Source organism: Mucilaginibacter sp. P1_A3, assembly GCF_056406855.1.
Genome location: NZ_JBFTZJ010000003.1, coordinates 517,955 through 536,807 on the forward strand (window position 1 = coordinate 517,955; position 18,853 = coordinate 536,807).

Below are 18,853 nucleotides of genomic sequence, written 5' to 3' on the forward strand. Positions count from 1 at the left end.
AGCTTAATATTGTTCGGCAGGCAAATCATTGCTGTTATCGGTGCCTTTGCCAAACGTATCAATACGGCCTAAAATACCGGTGCCATCCTTTTGCTCCGAAAGGCTGAAATAGCACATCGTTAATGCAATTGCCGGTAAGGTGTAAGCAAGCATTAAAACATTGCGCATAATGCTGAAAAATATCACAATTGGTGTGTTAAAGCTTTTAAGCGATACAAATGACCGGGTTGTAAGTATCAGACTCATGGGTACATTAATAAAGGCGCCCAAAACGCTTACGATGATACTCATGATGACGATAACCCCAAAAACCGTCCACCAGTTATCTTTTACTAATGTGAAACTTTTATTGAAAGCATAGCTGAATGAGGTGTTTTCCATCACTATAATGGGAAATAAAAGGTAAAGCGGCGGCATCAGGTATATGCCGGGAATGATACATAAAAGAAAACCTACAAACATTAGCAGTACCATTAATATGCTACTGCCCAGCGCCCGCCAAAAGTAGTATTTGAAAAAGCCCCAAACCTCGGCAAAGGTAGGCTGTCTATCTTTTCTTTCCAGGTAAACAGCAATATAGCAAAGCGTAACCAGGTATATGCTTAACTGCGCAAATACCAGTATAAGTGCATTTACAATAACGGTTATTGCATATGAGTAAGCTGTTGTTGCAGAATCATACGTATCGGGATTGAATTTTGTGGTTGTTAAGCCTACTAATTTTAGTTGGGTAAGGGCGGTTGTAGCAGCGCCTGCAAGCACAAAAAAACCGCATATAATAAATAATGCTTTAAATAAGGGTTTAAAGTTTTCTTTTAAAAAAGTAAATGTGTCATTTATAATTTCGCCAAAATCGCGAACACGTCTTAATTCAATAGGTTGTTTCATTAATTATAAGGTTTGTGTTTAGTTTTTTATTTAGTAATGCCGGGTATAATATTACGTACCAAATTATAAACACCAGCGACGATGCTAAAATGGTTATGCTTAACCAGGCGGGCATTTCGGTGTGCCGGGTAACAAAGCTTTCAAAAAATGCGGCTGTAAGAATGATGGGGATTATGCCTATAGTTATTTTTAACCCTGCTTTTGCACCGTTTTTTACTGATACCAAACGGGTGTGCGTTTTTGGGAAAAGTAAACTGTTACCCAAAATGAGCCCCGCTGCACCTGCAATAATAAATGACGAAATCTCCAATGTGCCATGGATCCATATAACCAGCACAGATTGCAGGCCAAGACCTTTGCTAAAAAAATAGTATTGAAACGAGCCCAGCATAATGCCATTTTGCAAACTCACATACAATGTTCCTATCGAAAAGAAAATCCCCAGTACAAAAAAAATGACAGCAACTTTAGTGTTGTTGGCAGCTATCATCAAATACATGGCAACAGATGAGCTATCTTTATATACACCAAAAGGATCGCCTTTGGCTATGTTGTCATTAGTCATGTTCACATAATCATTGCCCATGATCAGTTTTACAAAATTGGTATCGTACTTTGCAGATAGGACACCCATGAGCGTGAAGATTATAAAAAAAACAAAAGAGTAAAGAAGCTGCCTTCGGTAAGTATAAAATATAAGCGGAAGTTCATATTGCCAAAAGCTTATAAAGCGATTGGTTTTTTCCTTTTTGTTTTTATAGATAGATTGATGGAAACTGGCAGCAAGGCCATTTAAATATTGTGTTGTTTTTGATTTTGGATAAAAAGTTTTAGAATAGGCCAGGTCATCTGTTATAGCAATAAATGCCGATGCAAGTTCATCCGGATCATTTGTCTTATTCTCCTCGTATTCCTTCCATTTTTTTGAACTTTGTTTAATAAACAGGGCTTCGCGCATGTTTTTTTAGCGATTATTTTTTTGTTTAAAATACTCACAAAACTTTAATAAGCAATCATATTTTTAAATAACAAATATATCTTTGTTAAGATGCAAACGATAACAGTACATACCACCCAAAACATTGATATTGATTATGAGATAGCCGGTATTGGGGAGCGAATACTGGCGCTGTTAATTGATTATGGGATATTTATTGCATTAAGTATCGTAGGGGGCATTTTGGCCATCAACGGATTGACTGAATTTTGGATTAGTTTTTATTTCATAGTTGTAGGCATAGCTTTTGCATTTTACGATTTAGTTTGCGAGGTTTTTTTAAACGGACAGAGCATGGGCAAGCGCATCCTTAAAATAAAGGTGATCAGCCTTGATGGTAACCGGCCAACTTTTAGCCAGTATTTATTACGGTGGGTATTAAGATTTGTTGATTTTCCGTTAACCGCTTATCTCGGCGCCCTCGTTTCGGCAATTGTTACTGATAACGGGCAGCGCATTGGTGATATAGCTGCCGGCACTGCTATGGTGAAAACACATCCGCGTACGCAAATGAATAACCTGGTATTCAGGCCATCTGAGGACACCTACGTGCCCGTTTTTAAAGAAGTGAGCCAGTTAACAGATGATGATATTAATTTAATTGCCGATGTGCTCCATAATTACATGCGAACCCGTAACAGCATGATTGTGTATAATATGGCCCGCCGTATTATGGATCATCTGCAAATTGCTTTGCCGCCCGGCATGAACGATATGCAATTTTTAGAAACCATAATTAAAGATTACAGCCACATAGTAGCTCAGGCTGATATGTTGTAGTGGTTGTAAAGCCCCCACATTTTAATGCAATAACTTATAAGCACTATACTGCCTGCAACCATAAAAAAGGATTTTTTTATGGTTGATTTTGATGTATCCAGTTTTAAATACCTATCGGTAATGCCGTATGCAAAAAATAACAGTAAGGGTATAGCAGCAGGGTATAACCCAAAGCTTTTTTGAATGTCGCCCTGTAGTAGGGCCACTACAGAACGCTGAAAGCCGCAGCCCGGGCAATCAATCCCGGTTAAATATTTAAAGGGGCATGGGATTAAATGATGCTGCAGCCAATTCATAATAGCACCAAATTATAAAAAAAATATTTTAGAGGCTGTTTAAAAATAAAAAACATGTCGTCATTGCGAGGTACGAAGCAATCTCCCAATAGGCAGATCGATCTTGTGAGCCCCTCTGTATAGCTTAGAGATTGCTTCGTACCTCGCAATGACGCGTGGGTATGTGCTTCATTAGAAGTCTAAAAATATTTAATAAGTCATTTTTAGACGGCCTCTAAGTAAAAATTACCCCATCTATCATATTTATTACAAAGCTTCAATGATATATTATTTTTAATTTTGACCTGATGCAAAAAGAACAGATTTCGGTATTTGACATGTTTAAGATAGGGATAGGCCCATCAAGTTCGCATACGCTTGGCCCCTGGCGCGCTGCCCAGCAATTTGTACAATCGCTTGAACAACAGGAGGTATTGCCTATGGTTGAACAGGTGCAGATATTGCTTTATGGTTCCCTTGCTAAAACCGGAAGAGGCCATGGTACTGATATTGCCATTCTGTTGGGCCTTAGTGGCGATGATCCTGTAACTTTTGAGGTTGACCAGATCACCCCTAAAATTGATCATATAACATCATCGCATCAATTAATATTAGGCGGATTAAGATCGATTAATTTTTCTGTGGCTGATGACCTGCTTTTTTTGTTTAACGAAAGTTTGCCTTTTCACCCCAACGCGGTAACTTTTCAGGCGTTTTTGAGTAATGGCAGAGCTATATCAGAAACTTATTATTCTATAGGTGGCGGCTTTGTGGTAAAGGAGGGTGCATCGGCACAATCAAAAAATGAAGTCGATCTGCCATTCCCGATTGATACCGCTGCCGACTTGCTCCATTGGTGCATGAAAACCGGTTTAAAGATATCCGAAGTGGTGATGGAAAATGAGCTGGCCTGGCGCAGCGAGCAGGAAACCCATTTGGGGGTTTTAAATATATATAAAGCGCTAAAAGAATGTATGTATCGTGGTTGCCACACTACCGGCCAGTTACCAGGCGGCTTAAACGTGGCAAGGCGTGCTTTTAAACTAAACAGTAAACTGATTGGTAGTAATACCTATTCAAATTATGATGAATGGGTTTCCGCCATCCGTAAAACAGGTGGTAGCTTTAAAAATATACTGGATTGGGTAAGTTGTTTCGCGCTGGCTGTTAATGAGGAAAACGCCTCTTTTGGCCGTGTGGTAACCGCCCCAACCAATGGTGCTGCCGGTGTTATACCAGCTGTGCTGCAATATTTTATTATTTTTTGCGATTGTAATACCGATAAGCAGGTTATCCAGTTTTTACTAACCGCATCAGAGATAGGGAGCATATTTAAAAAAGGCGCCACCATATCCGCAGCGATGGGGGGGTGCCAGGCAGAAATAGGCGTATCATCAGCAATGGCGGCCGCGGCTTTAACAGAATGCCTGGGTGGCACACAAAGGCAGGTATTAATGGCTGCCGAGATAGCTATGGAACATCACCTTGGCCTTACCTGCGATCCCATTGGCGGCCTGGTTCAAATTCCCTGCATCGAACGGAATACGATGGGTGCCATAAAAGCGATCACCGCATCGCAACTGGCCTTGCAGAGTAATCCCGAAAAAGCCAAAGTAAGCCTGGATGCCGTGGTTAAAACCATGTGGCAAACCGCGTTGGATATGAACTCGAAATATAAAGAAACATCTGACGGGGGACTGGCGATTAATATTCCTATCAGCTTGCCGGAATGTTAAGATAGATGTGCAGATTTCGGATTTCAGATGGGGAAAATATCTCCCCAAAGTGATCATCTTCACTGAATTTGACGAACCCTTAACTTTTAGCAGTTAAAGAGTTGGATTTATTGCTTGGCAACTTACTTTTTAAACTGCTTTAATATTTCAGGCACAAGCTTTTGAACCCACATATTATACATTTTGGCCGATGGGTGAAGGCCGTCGTTAGCCAGTAGGGTAAGATCAAAAGCGGCTTCTTTGGATATAGGGGTAATATCAATATAGTTAACACCGGCCTTCTTGCTTTCTTCAAGGTTAATGGCGTTAAACTGGTCTATTTCCGGGCCAATTTTTCCATCATCGCCATGGGCGTAAGGCGTAACACCATAGTCGGGGATGGATAGTACAAACACATGTTTCTGATTACCCTTTGCAAACTTGACGGCTGTATTTAAAACCTGTACAAATTTAACCCGGTAGTTGGTTTGGCTGTAACCTCCATATTGATCATTAACGCCAATAAGCAACGTTACAAAATCATAGGTTTTACCTTTTATATCATTGGCATCATTTATTGCGGATATCAATTGATCGGTTATCCAGCCGGTCCGGGCTATGATATGCGGCTCGGTCACCTTAAAATCGGGTAGTTGGGCGGCAAGCTGGTAGGGGAATGATTCCTGTGCCGTAACTGATTGCCCAATGGTATATGAATCGCCAAGGGCAAGGTAGCTTAAAGTGTCTTTAATAGTTACGGGCATTACAACAGGCGGCGTAGTTGTAGAGTTATTGCTGTTATTCTGCATTGAATCAGTCTTTTTTGTGCATGCGGATAGCGCGCTTATCGAAAATAGAATTAAAAATAGTGCTTTCATTACATCATCTCCATATCAAACAATACGGAAATATGATGCTTTAGGATTTTTTTAACTTCATTAATATCAACTTCGTGGCCAAGTTCCTGCTGCATGGAGGTTACAGCCTTATCATCAATGCCACAGGGCACTATGTTTTTAAAGTAATCAAGATTGGTATTTACATTAAACGCCAGCCCATGCATGGTTACCCAACGGCTGCAGCGCACACCCATAGCACAAATTTTGCGCGCCTTTTCATTATCGGCATCAAACCAAACACCGGTATAGCCGGGGTAACGACCGGCCTGCAAACCATAATCGGCAAGGGTGAGGATCACCGCTTCTTCCAATGTGCGCAGGTAAAGGTGGATGTCCGTAAAAAAGTTATCGAGATCAAGTATAGGGTAAGATACAATTTGGCCCGGGCCATGGTAGGTAATATCACCACCACGGTTAATGGTATAATAAACGGCCTGCTTCTCTTCCAGCCCTTCCTCGTCTAACAGTAAATGTTCGGCTTTGCCGCTTTTGCCTAAAGTGTATACGTGCGGGTGTTCGCAAAATACCAGGTAATTAAAGGTCTCGTCGGCAACAAAAGGTTCATAGGCATCTGTTGGAACCAGGCTTTTAGCAGCTTCGCCATAAGCTATTTCGTTGTTGCGGTTATCCAGTTTGGTTTTCACCGTGGTCGAGAACAGATCTTCCTGCCTGTCCCAGGCTTGCTGGTAATCTATCAATCCCCAATCCTGGAAAAAAACTTTTTTATTTTTCATCACATATCCCCTTTAACATAACCAATCATATAATTTTCATACTGCATGTAGCCCACCGTATAATCAATGTTAAGGTGCTTTTTATGCAAATTGGCATTTAACGCGCCATGGTGTTCAAAATTAAAAGGCTCCAAAATAATATTATTGGCAAATGAAACCTCCTTTTGCCCGTTGCATTTGTAAATGGCTTCCTTGGCGCACCAGCAAACGTACAGGTGTTCAATTTTTTTATTGCTGTTAATAAAAGCAAGTTCTTGGGGTTGCATAAATTTACTGGCAATACGTTCTACTTTTTGCTGAATCTGCTCAATATCTATCCCCACTTTATGTGTTTTGCTAATCATCACGGCAGCATAGTCAAATGAGTGGCTTAACGAGATATGATAGGGTAGGTTTACCAGGTAAGGCTTGCCATGCGAATCAATTCTGCAGTCAATATATTCATCGGTACGCAGCATCTTACGTAGCAGCACGCGTGTGCCCAGCCAGTGCAGGTGGCGTTTGCCTTTGCTCAGTTTTTCAACTAAGGCTTTTTCCTCGTCGTTTAATTGTAGCTGCACATACAGGTCATTAGCCTCCTCCTCAATTTTCCAGAGTGCAAACTCTGTATCATCATCAATACGCTGCCTGTATGCTATCGCCATAAAAGTAAAATTGCAAAATTGGATGCAAACTTATGTGAAATAATTTTAATTATAATAATTGCCGTATCATATTCGTAAAGTATTGATTTTTAATATGATATTCAATCATTCTTGTGTTTTTGCCGATTTTAACAATGTTTGGATAATTACCGGTGCCTTTGTTTTAATTTTTATAATTTAGGCCCTTCCAAAAACAGGCTATGATATTATCTGATAAGCGCATTCTCGAAGAAATAGAAAAAGGAACAATAATAATTGAACCCTTTCAGCGCGACTGCCTTGGCACCAATTCATATGATGTGCATTTGGGCAAGCACCTGGCTACTTACCGCGATAGGGTGCTTGATGCTAAAAAACATAACGAGATTGATAGCTTTGAAATACCAAAGGAAGGTTTTGTTTTACAGCCAAATACCCTTTACCTGGGGGTAACGGTAGAGTACACCGAAACACACAAGCACGTACCTTTTTTGGAAGGAAAATCGAGCACAGGCCGCCTGGGTATTGATATACATGCCACCGCCGGCAAAGGCGATGTTGGCTTTTGTAACACCTGGACTTTGGAAATTTCATGCGCGCAACCTGTACGCATTTACCCCGGTATGCCTATTGGACAGCTAATATATTTTGTTGTGGAGGGTGAAATTGAAACCCTGTATAACACCAAAAGCAACGCCAAATACAACAATCCTACCACCCGCCCGGTTGAAAGCATGATGTGGAAGAATAAGTTTTAAGCTGCGGCGGCAGGTTTTATATTTGGGTTTTGATGGTGTAATGAAATTTATTTTTTATTACATTAAACCTTTATTTAATACCATTGTCAAACCGCCAACTTAATAACCTAACCTAATTATGAAAAACGAACTTTATCTTCACGGCGCTCATCATGCCCGGCATCTGAATACTCAAAAATTTGCACTTATAAGTCGGTAACATACTTGTTATAACAGTATTACAATATTTCTGTAGATTGAATTTTATTTACCTTGATGAAAAATAAACAATTAACCATCGGTTTATTAATAACTGTTATCATTACAGCTATTTTAGGTTTTACAGGTCCGGGCGATGATCTTTTACATAAACTGGTTGATCAGCTTTATAAGTGGCGGGCCAATCATCCGCAGGAAAAAGTTTACCTGCAGTTTGATAAACCCAGCTACGCCATAGGGGATGATATTTGGTTCAAAGCCTATGTTACTATAGGTAGCAAGCACCAGCTATCGGCTCTTAGCGAAATATTGAATGTTGACCTGATAGACGAAAATGATTCCGTAAAACGCAGCATTAAACTTCCATTAACAAGCGGGTTGGCCAGCGGTGATTTTGCCCTTGCCGACTCCATGAAAGAAGGCACTTACCGCATCCGTGCCTATACCAATTGGATGCGTAATGAAAGCGAGGCTTATTTTTTTGATAAAACCTTCACTGTTGTTAATAGTATTAATAATACCGTTTTCACTAAAACCGCATTTACCTACAGCATTCAAAACGGGAAGCAAAAAGTAAACGCGCTAATTAATTATACAGATATAAATGGCGAACCCTATAAAGCTAAAGAGGTAAGCTACCATGTTGAGCTAAACGGGAAGACAGTTTTTAAGGGCAAGGGTATTACCGATGATAAAGGGAATCTGGAGTCTGATTTTATCAATACAACCGGCGATATAGCCGCAACCGGGCACATTGTAACCACTATAAAGCTTGCTGATAAAAAAACAGTTGAAAAAGTAGTGGCGATAAAAGCGGTATCCAATAAAGTTGACGTTCAGTTTTTTCCGGAAAGCGGCAGCCTGGTTAATGGCATAAATTCAAAGGTTGCTTTTAAGGCTGTGGGCGCCGATGGCTTAGGCGCTAATATTAAAGGAACTGTTGTTGACGATCAAAACCAGCAGGTTGCCACATTTAGCAGTACACATTTGGGTATGGGCGTTTTTAAGCTGATTCCGTTTAGCGGTAAAACCTATAAAGCCCACGTTACCTATGCCGATGGTTCTGAAGGGGTATTTGATTTACCCAAGGCAATAGATAATGGGTATGTTTTGAGTATTGATAATTCTTACGATGATGACATCGCTGTGAAAATATTGCCGGGCAAGGATCTGCTGGCCACTGATACACCTACTGGCGGTCTTATGCTGGTTGCCCAAAGTGGCGGCGAAATTTATTATGCAGGCAATAGCGCCGATGGTGGTAAATCATTTACCACTGTGGTGCCCAAAAGTAAATTCCCATCGGGCATTGTGCAGTTTACCTTGTTTAATGATAAAGGGGTGCCGTTAAATGAGCGTTTGGTGTTTGTAAGGAACAGCGATGAGCTTAAACTTTCCATATCATCAGATAAGCAATCCTATGCTCCCCGCCAAAAGGTAAATATCAGCCTTAATGCTAAAAACAATCAAAGTAAGCCGGTAAGTGCGAGCTTTTCGGCAGCTGTTATTGATCTGTCGAAGGTTTCCGTTGATGAAACGGCCGAAGAAAGTATTTTCTCGAACATATTGCTCACGTCTGATCTGAAAGGTTACATTGAAAAACCAGGTTATTATTTTCATAATATAAATGCAACAACGCAGGCCGATCTGGATGTGCTGCTATTAACCCAGGGCTATCGCCGCTTTGAATGGAAAAAGTTACTGGACGATAGTTTTGATCCTATAGTTTTTCAGCCCGAAAAAACATTGCAGATATCCGGGCATTTAAAAAGCCTTTGGGGCAAGCCTGTAGCAGGGGGTAAAATAACATTGTTTACCACATCGGGCGGAGTTTTTGTAATTGATACCGTATCTGATGCCAAAGGTAATTTTGTTTTTAAAGATCTTGTTTTCAGGGACAGCATCCGCTTTGTTATACAGGCCCGCACGGCAAAGGATCGTAAAAGCATTGATATTGAACTGGATAAGGTTGTTCCACAGGCTTCGGGGAAAAATAAAAACGCGGCCGACATCCAGGTAAATATAAGCGAAGGACTTTCTGCATACCTTAAAAACAGTAAAAACAAGTATAGCGAGGATATTAAATACGGTATTGGCAACCATACTATTCTGTTAAAAGAGGTTGTTGTACGGGATGTGAAAGACAAGAAAGAACTGGTTAAAAACTCCAATAATTTAAATGGCCCCGGTAATGCCGACCAGGTACTTACCTATAAAGATTTCGAAAATTTTGGCGCTAATTTTGTCAGCACCTTGCAAATGAAAATATTTGGCGTGATCTTTAAAAACGGGGTGCCGTATTCAACCCGTAGCCAGAGTACACCAATGACCATAATGGTTGACGGTATACCGGTAGAGAGCGATTATTTAAGTACCTTAAGTACAAATGATGTAGGGAGCGTTGAGGTCTTACGCACAATTGGTAATACAGCTATATACGGTTTCAGGGGAAATGGTGGGGTGTTGGTAATTACAACAAGGCGGGGCGGAGATGGCAGTGGATATAATAAATATGCGCCGGGCGTGGTTACTTATGCACCAAAAGGGTACTATAAAGCCAGGGAATTTTATTCGCCGCAATATGATGATCCCAAAATAAATACCCAGATGCAGGATCTTCGATCAACCATTTATTGGAAATCAGATATCTTAACAGATAAAGATGGTAATGCTACAGTATCGTTCTTTAACGCTGATGCCAAAGGCACCTACAGGGTTTTAATTGAAGGAATAGATATTGATGGTAATTTGGGCCACCAGGTGTTTACCTATAAAGTTGAGTAGTATCACTTGATGATGTTTTATCAATGGCATCTGTTATCCAAATTCTTGCTTTTTATTATCAGTTGATATGAAATTTCTTTTTACCTGTATTTTAACCGGGCTTTTATTTGTTGCTTTTAAAGGTTTTGCCCAAACTGATAGCGCTTTTTTAGCCCACACTATAAACTCGCTTGATAGGTATTCGCTGGCGAACCCGGTAGAGAAGGTTTACCTGCATCTTGATAAACAAGCCTATATGCCTGGCGATACCATCTGGTTTAAGGCATATACGGTTGCGGGCGAGAATCATGGTTTATCAGCCATTAGTAATATAGTACATGTTGAATTACTTACCGAAAAAGATTCTGTAATAAACAGGATAGCTATACCCCTAAGTACAGGTATAGGTTGGGGCGATTTTGCGCTGCCCGTTTTAACCAGGCCCGGTAGTTATCAAATACGTGCCTATACCAATTGGATGCGCAATTTTGCTGCTGATTATTTCTTTGATCAATCAATTATTGTAAGCGACACACAACTGTCAATTATCAAAAGGAAACAAAAGGCGGGCGGTGATCCGGATGTTCAGTTTTTTCCCGAGGGAGGTGCTATTATAAACGGCTTACGCTCAAAGGTGGCTGTAAAAGCTATAAGCACAAAGGGCATAGCCGAGGACGTTGAAGGCTCCATAATTGATAATGATGGTAGTGAGGTAGCGGTATTCAGCACGCAACATTTGGGGATGGGGGTATTTGCGATAATACCGCAAGCAGGTAAAAATTACAAAGCCAAAATAACCCGTAAAGATGGTAAACAGTTTACCGTAAGTTTGCCAAAAGCGCAGGATGATGGTTTTGCTATCGCCGTTAATAATAGTCAGCCGGATAGTGTAAGTATCAGGGTGGCATCGTCGGCAAAGTTATTTGAAACGAAAAAGGGAGCAAGGTACTACCTGCTGGCCCAGGCAGGAGCTAAGGTTTATTATACTGCCGATTTTAAACTATTATCGCAAAGCTTTACTACCCGGATAGATAAGCACCGGTTCCCCACGGGTATAGTGCAGTTTACCTTATTTGCAGAAAACGGTGAACCGCTTAATGAACGTATTGCCTTTATTCAGCATAACGACCAGTTGAAGCTCGGCATAAGTACCGCAAAGGAAGTTTATGCCACCCGGCAAAAGGTGAACATCGCCATAAAAGTGGCCGACAAGGATAGTAAACCGGTTGTAGGTAGTTTCTCTGCCGCGGTTATTAATGAAGATTTAGCGGGTACTAAAGGAATCTCCAAAAATTCCATATTGAGTAACCTGCTGCTTACCTCGGATATTAAAGGCTATATTGAAGACCCTGATTATTATTTCACCAATATAAGTGATAAAACAAGGGCCGATCTTGACCTGCTGATGCTTACCCAGGGCTTTCACCGCTTTGAATGGAAACAGGTAATAGATAAAAGCTATCCGGTTTTGAACTATGAACCCGAAAATTCGCTTACTGTATCGGGGAGCATAAAAACGTTAGGTGGCAAACCAATACCTAACGGCAAGATTATGCTTTATAGCGTTAAAGGCGGATGGTTTAAGCTGGATACCCTGGCCGATGAAAACGGAAAGTTCACTTTTAAGAGATTGGTTACTGATCAGGATACGATTATAAAATATATAGTTCAAGGGCGTACCTCAATTAATGGTAAAAATGTGGTAATTACGTTGGATACCATCGCACCTTTTAAATCCGAAAAAAATAATGATATAGCTTATGAGCAGCTGAGTGATACTACCTTGCTTACGCTTTACCAAAAACAGATTGCCCAGCAGTTTAAATCAAATATTGATAAGCGCACAATACAGCTGCGCGAAGTGGTAATTAAAGATAAAAGGGACGTTGCGCCAGATCCTTTTGAACATCCAGCCAACCCCGATCAGGTTATTAAAGATTTTCCTAAAGATGGCACAGGATTAACCTTGAGCCAATTTTTGCAGCAGCACGCCAGGGGCGTAATGTTTATGAATAATAGGCCCTATAATACACGCATGATAGCGCGGACAGCGGGAGGAGTGTCACCAAAACCGATGCAGATTTTACTTGATGGGGCTTATATTGATTACGATGTCTACATGAGCCTGAATTTAACTGATATTGAAAGTGCCGAAATTGTGAGGACTACCGGTAAAGGCGTTATATATGGTACGGATAGATCAAGTTCGGGAATGGTGTTTTTGACATCACGAAAGCATTCGGGAAGTTACGGTCCCCCAACTCCCGATGTGATAACCTATCAATCATCCGGTTTTTATAAAGCACGGGAGTTTTATTCGCCAAAATATGATGCTACATCAGTTACCAGGCAACCCGACCTTCGAACTACCATTTATTGGAAACCGGATATTATAACTGATAAAGATGGCAACACAAGCTTATCATTCTTTAATGCGGACACTAAAGGAACTTACCGCATAACAGTTGAAGGTATTGATACAGATGGGAATATTGGCCACCAGGTTTTTACTTATAAAGTGGAATAGTGTTAATAGCCATTCACTATACCATACGCCCGATAGGCCGTTTCTTAACGGATTATCGGGCGTGTTGCTTTTAATTAATTTTTACTCAGATAAAACTTCTCCCAAAAATCAGTCGATTTGGATAGCTCATTGCGGCCTCCTTCGGCACCACCGCCGCCGCCGCGACCACCTCTTCCTCCACGGCCACCTCCGCCGCCACCGCCACCACGACCGCCTCTTCCTCCGCCGCCACCACCAAAGTCACCGCTGCCCTGGTGTTCACCACCTTCAATGCCTTCACCTTTTGGCCGCTGTATGCCGTTTATTTTAAAGTTGAAAGCCCATTCGGTTTTAGTGATTTCTTCAGCGTGAAAAAACTGCAGTGGGATGGCTATTTCATAAACCAGGTTTCCTTCGGCATCATAATCAATGGCAGCCTTGATGCCATAGGTGTTTGATGTCGTGATCATATCGCCCTCAATATCTTTAAAGCCTACCACCTTAATGTCCCGCAGTTTGGTAACCCGCTCACGTAGCAGGTCATCCCGGTCTTGTTGGGTAATTTCGGTATTATCGTCTGGCTTTTTGCCAAAATCGGGCTTGGTGCCTGGTTCTGCCAGCGGGAACGTTAGTGAATAAGTTTCTTTCTTCTTCCCTTTAGTATCAATACTTAAGGTAATGCCAGCATTAAGGGTGCGCATCTGGTCCATTTTATCGGTAATGCGAATGGCTGCGTAAAGTGTAGTTTTATCATTGGCCAAAGCATAGTTTAGTTTTTTTTCTTCGTTAAAATACCGCAGACTATCGCCCCAGTCTTTCAAATCGCCATCAATTTTTATGGCGTTAGGCGGAGGTTGCAATGTATTTTGGCTGGTTTTGGCGGCTTGGGCGTTCACTATAGTTGCTGTAAATAATTGAGCGGCCAGGGGAATAATAATGCAAGTGGCAATTTTTTTCATGAGTTTATGGTGTTCGGGGTTTAGTATCTATACTGTTACAGCAAGCTTTTTAAGGTAATTGAACACGATTTTAGCTTTTTTATTATTGTTTTTGAGTAATTTTGTAGTTACGTATGCCAACTGAAACACAGGAAGAAACATTTACCCTCGAAGAATTACTGGCAGGACTTAAAGAAGTTCGCCGCCTTATATTGTGGAACGATGATTTTAACACGTTTGATCACGTAATCCATTGCATGATGAAGTATCTTGACTACTCCGAACCTCAAGCCGAAAAAATAGCCTGGAAAGTGCATAATGAAGGTAAATGCGCTGTATTGGAAGGTTCGTTTACCGAGATGGAGATATACCGGAAGATATTGCAACAAGAAGGATTGACTGTAAGTGTTGAGTAATTTGTAGTTGGGGCTTTACTAATAGCACGTTGTTCCCTTGTATGATTAAACGAATAATAATATTCCCACTTATAATTTTACTATTAATGTGCTGCGGTGCTTACCATGCCGATGCTCAAAGTAAAAACCTGAAACTGATATTTATAAGGCATGCAGAGAAACCTGCAGATGGAGATAACCTATCATGCATGGGTTTAAACAGAGCTTTAAAATTACCCGAAGTTTTAAAAGCAAAGTTTGGCCCGGTAAGCCATATTTATATTCCGTCTATGCATCCCGGTAAGTCAACCTCACGCGGGCGGATGTTTCAAACCGTTTCGCCTTTTGCCATTAAGTACAATTTAGCCATCAACAGCAGTTTTGAAGAGGAAGATGTAAATAATTTGGTTGCTGAACTGCAAGGTAAAAAGGGAACTATCCTTATAGTATGGGAGCATAGCTATATTAAGCCTGCTATAAAAGCATTAGGCATCAGTGTTAAAGGCCAGCAGTGGCCCAATGATGATTTTGATAGTATATGGATTGTAACTTATAAAAAAGGCCAGCCTATATTAACAATTGATAAAGAAGGGATAAAACCTGAAGGCCATTGTAGTTTTTAAAGCTGGGGAGACAATAAAATAGAAACTGCTAATCTGAAGCCGTCTAAGACTCGAGGGTGGCAGACGATTTGTAATTTAGATAAAACAGGAAAGGTGCCCATTTGAGCACCTTTCCTGTTTTATTAATTATTTTGATTAACCTACCAGGTAATTCCAGCCATGAGTATCAGCTTCTCTGCCATATTTTACAGCATCAAGGGTTGATAATACTTTTTGGGAGAATTCACGTGTTTTTGGATCGCTTAAAAAATACTCCTCACCATCAACACTTATTGATCCTACCGAAGCTATGGTTGCGGCAGTACCTGCACCAAAGGCATCGGTAAGTTTGCCATTTTTGGCGCCTTCGATGATTTCGGCAACAGAAACTTTGCGTTCCTCAACAGTTATACCCCATTCTTTGGCTAAGGTAATAACGGTGTTGCGGGTTACGCCATCCAGTATAGTATCTTTAGTTTCGGCTGTTATTAGTTTGCCGTCCAGCATGAACATCGCATTCGCGGCGCCCATTTCTTCCACATATTTATGTTCCTTGGCGTCGGTCCATATCAATTGGTCAAAACCTTCTTCGGCTGCTTTACGGGCGGGTAACATCGAGCTGCCGTAGTTACCGGCTGCTTTTGCGTAACCCATACCGCCTTCGGCAGCGCGGGTGTAATATGTTTCAATTTTTACACGGAGTGTTTTTGAAAAGTATGGACCTACGGGGCCAGCAAGTACCATGTATTTATAGGTTGCCGATGGTGTTACACCCAGGAAAGGATCTGTAGCAAACATAAAAGGGCGGATGTATAAAGCGTGGTTGGCTTTTGATGGCACCCATTCGCGGTCGATATCAACCACAGCTGCCATACTTTGTAAAAATATTTCTTCGGGCAGGGCAGGCATACAAAGCCTTTCTGCCGATTTGTTAAAACGGATAGCATTTTTGTCGGGGCGGAAAATGGTTACTTTTCCATCAGCATGTTTGTAAGCTTTTAAACCTTCAAAAAAAGCCTGGCCGTAATGTAAGGCAGAAATTGCCGGGCTCAATCCAATCTCGCCGTAGGGAATGACCTGTAGGTTTTTCCATTCACCATCAGCATAATCAGCCATAAACATATGGTCAGAAAATGTTTTTCCGAAAGGTAAGTTGTCAAAATCCGTTTCTGCTAAACGGGAATGAGTGGTCTTGGTGATCTTGATGTCCAGCGTCTCTGTCATGGCCTTAATGTATTATGTATTAGAAAATGGAAAGTTAGGAAATTTTTTATTGAGTTGAGATAAGGAATTGACTGTAAGGTTAAAAAAGGAGGGCGGAGTGATAATTATTAAATAAAAAAGTCATTAAGAAGAACGAAGCAATCACCAGCGCTACAGGGAGAACCTGCATAGTTGGGGATTGCTTCGTTCCTCGCAATGACGAGGTTATAAAACATTTTTTTGTCATCCTGAACGCAGTGAAGGATCTATTATTCGCCATACTTCTTCGCCATGTACAGTCTGCGAATAGATCCTTCGTTCCTCAGGATGACAAACTTTTCAAACGTCATTTTCCTTTCAGTGTCCCCTGGATAGTAAAACGCGCAATGACGAGGTTTTATATGGTCACCATTTGCAATTCAAAAGTCTCCCCCTTCAGGGGGAGATTTAGAGGGGGCTTACACCGTCAATTTTTTATACTTGATCCGCTTTGGCGCTACATCACCTAAACGTTTCTTTTTGTTTTCTTCGTAATCAGAATAGTTTCCTTCAAAGAAGTAAACCTGTGAGTTACCTTCAAATGCCAGGATGTGGGTACAGATGCGGTCAAGGAACCAGCGGTCGTGGCTGATGACTACAGCGCAGCCGCCAAAGTTTTCCAGAGCTTCTTCCAAAGCTCGCAATGTGTTTACGTCGATATCATTGGTTGGCTCATCCAGCAGCAACACATTCGATCCTTTTTTAAGGGTGATGGATAAGTGTACACGGTTACGCTCACCGCCCGATAGTACGCCTACTTTTTTCTGCTGATCGGCACCGTTAAAGTTGAACTTGGATACGTATGCCCTTGAGTTAAGGGGCTTGTTGCCCACCATAATAGTTTCCAGGCCGCCGGTTACGTTTTCCCAAACAGATTTGTTAGGGTCAAGGTCATCATGCATCTGGTCAACATAGCCTAAAGCAACGGTTTCGCCTACACGGAAAGTGCCAGCATCCGGCTGGTCCTGTCCGGTAATTAAACGGAACAGCGTGGTTTTACCTGCACCGTTGGGGCCGATAATTCCTACTATACCTGCCGGGGGTAAGGAGAAGCTGAGGTTATCAAACAACAATTTATCGCCGTATGATTTACTTACGCCGTTGGCTTCAATTACGATATTACCCAAACGCGGTCCCGGCGGGATAAACAATTCAAGTTTGTCTTCGCGCTCCTTGGTTTCCTCGGATGCCAATTTCTCGTAATTGCCTAAACGGGCTTTTGATTTGGCGTGGCGACCTTTTGGTCCCATGCGCACCCATTCCAGCTCGCGTTCCAGCGTTTTTTGGCGTTTGCTTTCGCTCTTATCTTCCTGGGCCAGGCGTTTGGCTTTTTGATCTAACCATGAGGAATAATTTCCCTTCCATGGGATACCTTCTCCACGATCAAGTTCCAGGATCCATCCGGCAACGTTATCCAGGAAATACCTATCGTGTGTTACCGCTATAACGGTACCTTTATATTGTTGTAAATGTTGTTCCAGCCAGTCAATAGATTCGGCATCCAGGTGATTGGTAGGCTCATCCAATAGTAAAACATCGGGCTCCTTTAACAATAAGCGACATAATGCCACCCGGCGGCGTTCACCTCCCGATAGTACCGAAATTTTGGTATCCGGCTCGGGGCAGCGCAGTGCATCCATGGCGCGTTCCAGCTTGGTATCCAGTTCCCAGGCGTTTACAGCATCTATCTGGTCCTGTAGTTCGCCCTGGCGGTTCATCAGCTTGTCCATTTTGTCAGCATCGCCGTAATATTCTTCAAGACCAAATTTCTCGTTGATCTCTTCGTATTCCTTCAATAATGCTGTGGTTTCGGCAACACCTTCTTCCACAATTTCGCGCACGGTTTTGTTGGGATCGAGCTCTGGCTCCTGGCTCAGGTAGCCAACGGTATAGCCCGGCGAAAAAACGACCTCGCCTATATTGGTTTTATCAATGCCTGCTATAATTTTTAATAAAGATGATTTACCCGAACCGTTTAAGCCGATAACGCCAATTTTGGCACCATAAAAAAACGATAGATAAATGTTTTTTAAAACTGTTTTTTGCGGGGGATAAACTTTGCTAACCCCAGCCATTGAAAAAATGATCTTTTCGTCTGCCATTATAATTGATTAAAAAAAGAATTCAAATATGAGTCAAAATTGATGGATTACCTAAAAAAAGCAGTGTCAGAAAAAAAAATTGCTGCCTTTTATAAATACTCCCTAATCAATACATACTTGTAAGTATTTAATTTCGTTTAACATAGCAAAGTGGCAACTGTTTTGATAGCTTTTACGTACATATAAGTAAACATTGAATAAACATTAGGTTAATGCCTTAATGACATATGGTATGACGAAATGCCTGTTTTGTTATGGTGATTATAATTTATTAACACGATGTTTAAACTATTTTGAATTTTTTGTATCAAAATGGTAAGTTTCATTCGTATATTGTAAAAGAATTCATTGATCGTTGAATTTTTTGTCAAAAATTGCTGATTGAACCCAAACTTTAATAGCTTGCGTATCATATGAATGTCTGTTTCTGCAAAGTGT

Annotated in this window: 16 protein-coding genes; 7 read left to right on the forward strand and 9 right to left on the reverse strand. The window is 41.2% G+C overall.

Annotation, left to right across the window (positions count from 1 at the left end):
• Positions 1-3: 3 nt before the first annotated feature.
• Together AC1D0K_RS08815 and AC1D0K_RS08820 are read right to left on the reverse strand one after the other, a co-directional pair.
• On the reverse strand, positions 4-888 hold the full coding sequence (locus AC1D0K_RS08815; RefSeq protein ID WP_477391948.1) for a hypothetical protein: 885 nt from the start codon (positions 886-888) through the stop codon (positions 4-6).
• The gene (locus tag AC1D0K_RS08820) at positions 872-1,846 is read right to left on the reverse strand and encodes a stage II sporulation protein M (RefSeq protein WP_477441602.1); all 975 of its coding nucleotides are present in this window, start codon (positions 1,844-1,846) and stop codon (positions 872-874) included. Before AC1D0K_RS08820 ends, AC1D0K_RS08815 begins: the two co-directional genes overlap by 17 nt.
• Positions 1,847-1,936: 90 nt before the next feature.
• Between AC1D0K_RS08820 and AC1D0K_RS08825 the strand changes: the two genes are divergently transcribed.
• The gene (locus AC1D0K_RS08825) at positions 1,937-2,665 is read left to right on the forward strand and encodes an RDD family protein (RefSeq protein WP_477391950.1); all 729 of its coding nucleotides are present in this window, start codon (positions 1,937-1,939) and stop codon (positions 2,663-2,665) included.
• On the opposite strand, the gene AC1D0K_RS08830 is transcribed toward AC1D0K_RS08825, so the two are convergent.
• The gene (locus tag AC1D0K_RS08830; protein WP_477391951.1) at positions 2,647-2,961 is read right to left on the reverse strand and encodes a DUF2752 domain-containing protein; all 315 of its coding nucleotides are present in this window, start codon (positions 2,959-2,961) and stop codon (positions 2,647-2,649) included. The genes AC1D0K_RS08825 and AC1D0K_RS08830 overlap by 19 nt on opposite strands.
• Before the next feature lie 287 nt (positions 2,962-3,248).
• Between AC1D0K_RS08830 and AC1D0K_RS08835 the strand changes: the two genes are divergently transcribed.
• Entirely contained in the window at positions 3,249-4,676 is a 1,428-nt protein-coding gene (locus AC1D0K_RS08835; RefSeq protein WP_477391952.1) for an L-serine ammonia-lyase, read from the forward strand.
• Between the two features lie 122 nt (positions 4,677-4,798).
• Here AC1D0K_RS08835 and AC1D0K_RS08840 read toward each other — a convergent pair whose 3' ends face one another.
• From AC1D0K_RS08840 to AC1D0K_RS08850, 3 genes are all read right to left on the reverse strand, one after another.
• Positions 4,799-5,464, reverse strand: coding sequence for an SGNH/GDSL hydrolase family protein (locus AC1D0K_RS08840; RefSeq protein ID WP_477391953.1), 666 nt, complete (start codon positions 5,462-5,464; stop codon positions 4,799-4,801).
• Positions 5,465-5,532: 68 nt separating this feature from the next.
• On the reverse strand, positions 5,533-6,288 hold the full coding sequence (lipB, locus tag AC1D0K_RS08845) for a lipoyl(octanoyl) transferase LipB (RefSeq protein WP_477391954.1): 756 nt from the start codon (positions 6,286-6,288) through the stop codon (positions 5,533-5,535).
• Positions 6,288-6,932, reverse strand: coding sequence for a 4'-phosphopantetheinyl transferase family protein (locus AC1D0K_RS08850; protein WP_477391955.1), 645 nt, complete (start codon positions 6,930-6,932; stop codon positions 6,288-6,290). The genes lipB and AC1D0K_RS08850 overlap by 1 nt, the downstream gene beginning before the upstream one ends.
• A gap of 200 nt (positions 6,933-7,132) precedes the next feature.
• Here AC1D0K_RS08850 and dcd point away from each other — a divergent pair, with 200 nt between their 5' ends.
• The 3 genes from dcd (at position 7,133) to AC1D0K_RS08865 (ending at position 13,157) form a co-directional block, all read left to right on the forward strand.
• A complete protein-coding gene (gene dcd / locus AC1D0K_RS08855) occupies positions 7,133-7,669 on the forward strand; it encodes a dCTP deaminase (RefSeq protein WP_295721395.1) in 537 nt (178 codons plus the stop codon).
• A gap of 255 nt (positions 7,670-7,924) precedes the next feature.
• A complete protein-coding gene (locus tag AC1D0K_RS08860) occupies positions 7,925-10,651 on the forward strand; it encodes a TonB-dependent receptor (RefSeq protein ID WP_477391956.1) in 2,727 nt (908 codons plus the stop codon).
• A 67-nt stretch (positions 10,652-10,718) separates the two neighbouring features.
• A complete protein-coding gene (locus AC1D0K_RS08865) occupies positions 10,719-13,157 on the forward strand; it encodes a TonB-dependent receptor (protein ID WP_477391957.1) in 2,439 nt (812 codons plus the stop codon).
• 74 nt (positions 13,158-13,231) lie between these two features.
• On the opposite strand, the gene AC1D0K_RS08870 is transcribed toward AC1D0K_RS08865, so the two are convergent.
• Positions 13,232-14,095 (reverse strand): hypothetical protein, encoded by an 864-nt coding sequence (locus AC1D0K_RS08870; protein WP_477391958.1) that lies wholly within the window; start codon positions 14,093-14,095, stop codon positions 13,232-13,234.
• Between the two features lie 113 nt (positions 14,096-14,208).
• On the opposite strand from AC1D0K_RS08870, the gene AC1D0K_RS08875 reads away from it, so the two are divergent.
• Positions 14,209-14,490: an ATP-dependent Clp protease adaptor ClpS gene (locus AC1D0K_RS08875; RefSeq protein ID WP_295714888.1), complete on the forward strand. Its 282-nt coding sequence runs from the start codon at positions 14,209-14,211 to the stop codon at positions 14,488-14,490.
• Positions 14,491-14,576: 86 nt separating this feature from the next.
• Complete coding sequence (locus AC1D0K_RS08880) at positions 14,577-15,092, forward strand: histidine phosphatase family protein (RefSeq protein ID WP_477441598.1); 516 nt, start codon at positions 14,577-14,579, stop codon at positions 15,090-15,092.
• Positions 15,093-15,227: 135 nt separating this feature from the next.
• Here AC1D0K_RS08880 and AC1D0K_RS08885 read toward each other — a convergent pair whose 3' ends face one another.
• Positions 15,228-16,295 (reverse strand): branched-chain amino acid aminotransferase, encoded by a 1,068-nt coding sequence (locus AC1D0K_RS08885; protein ID WP_295714895.1) that lies wholly within the window; start codon positions 16,293-16,295, stop codon positions 15,228-15,230.
• A 437-nt stretch (positions 16,296-16,732) separates the two neighbouring features.
• The gene (ettA, locus tag AC1D0K_RS08890; protein WP_477391960.1) at positions 16,733-18,415 is read right to left on the reverse strand and encodes an energy-dependent translational throttle protein EttA; all 1,683 of its coding nucleotides are present in this window, start codon (positions 18,413-18,415) and stop codon (positions 16,733-16,735) included.
• Between the last annotated feature and the right edge of the window lie 438 nt (positions 18,416-18,853).

Coding starts and splice junctions, on each gene's coding strand:
- AC1D0K_RS08815 (WP_477391948.1), bottom strand. CDS start 888: ATGAAACAACCTATTGAATTAAGACGTGTTCGCGATTTTGGCGAAATT.
- AC1D0K_RS08820 (WP_477441602.1), bottom strand. CDS start 1,846: ATGCGCGAAGCCCTGTTTATTAAACAAAGTTCAAAAAAATGGAAGGAA.
- AC1D0K_RS08825 (WP_477391950.1), top strand. CDS start 1,937: ATGCAAACGATAACAGTACATACCACCCAAAACATTGATATTGATTAT.
- AC1D0K_RS08830 (WP_477391951.1), bottom strand. CDS start 2,961: ATGAATTGGCTGCAGCATCATTTAATCCCATGCCCCTTTAAATATTTA.
- AC1D0K_RS08835 (WP_477391952.1), top strand. CDS start 3,249: ATGCAAAAAGAACAGATTTCGGTATTTGACATGTTTAAGATAGGGATA.
- AC1D0K_RS08840 (WP_477391953.1), bottom strand. CDS start 5,464: ATGCAGAATAACAGCAATAACTCTACAACTACGCCGCCTGTTGTAATG.
- lipB (WP_477391954.1), bottom strand. CDS start 6,288: ATGAAAAATAAAAAAGTTTTTTTCCAGGATTGGGGATTGATAGATTAC.
- AC1D0K_RS08850 (WP_477391955.1), bottom strand. CDS start 6,932: ATGGCGATAGCATACAGGCAGCGTATTGATGATGATACAGAGTTTGCA.
- dcd (WP_295721395.1), top strand. CDS start 7,133: ATGATATTATCTGATAAGCGCATTCTCGAAGAAATAGAAAAAGGAACA.
- AC1D0K_RS08860 (WP_477391956.1), top strand. CDS start 7,925: ATGAAAAATAAACAATTAACCATCGGTTTATTAATAACTGTTATCATT.
- AC1D0K_RS08865 (WP_477391957.1), top strand. CDS start 10,719: ATGAAATTTCTTTTTACCTGTATTTTAACCGGGCTTTTATTTGTTGCT.
- AC1D0K_RS08870 (WP_477391958.1), bottom strand. CDS start 14,095: ATGAAAAAAATTGCCACTTGCATTATTATTCCCCTGGCCGCTCAATTA.
- AC1D0K_RS08875 (WP_295714888.1), top strand. CDS start 14,209: ATGCCAACTGAAACACAGGAAGAAACATTTACCCTCGAAGAATTACTG.
- AC1D0K_RS08880 (WP_477441598.1), top strand. CDS start 14,577: ATGTGCTGCGGTGCTTACCATGCCGATGCTCAAAGTAAAAACCTGAAA.
- AC1D0K_RS08885 (WP_295714895.1), bottom strand. CDS start 16,295: ATGACAGAGACGCTGGACATCAAGATCACCAAGACCACTCATTCCCGT.
- ettA (WP_477391960.1), bottom strand. CDS start 18,415: ATGGCAGACGAAAAGATCATTTTTTCAATGGCTGGGGTTAGCAAAGTT.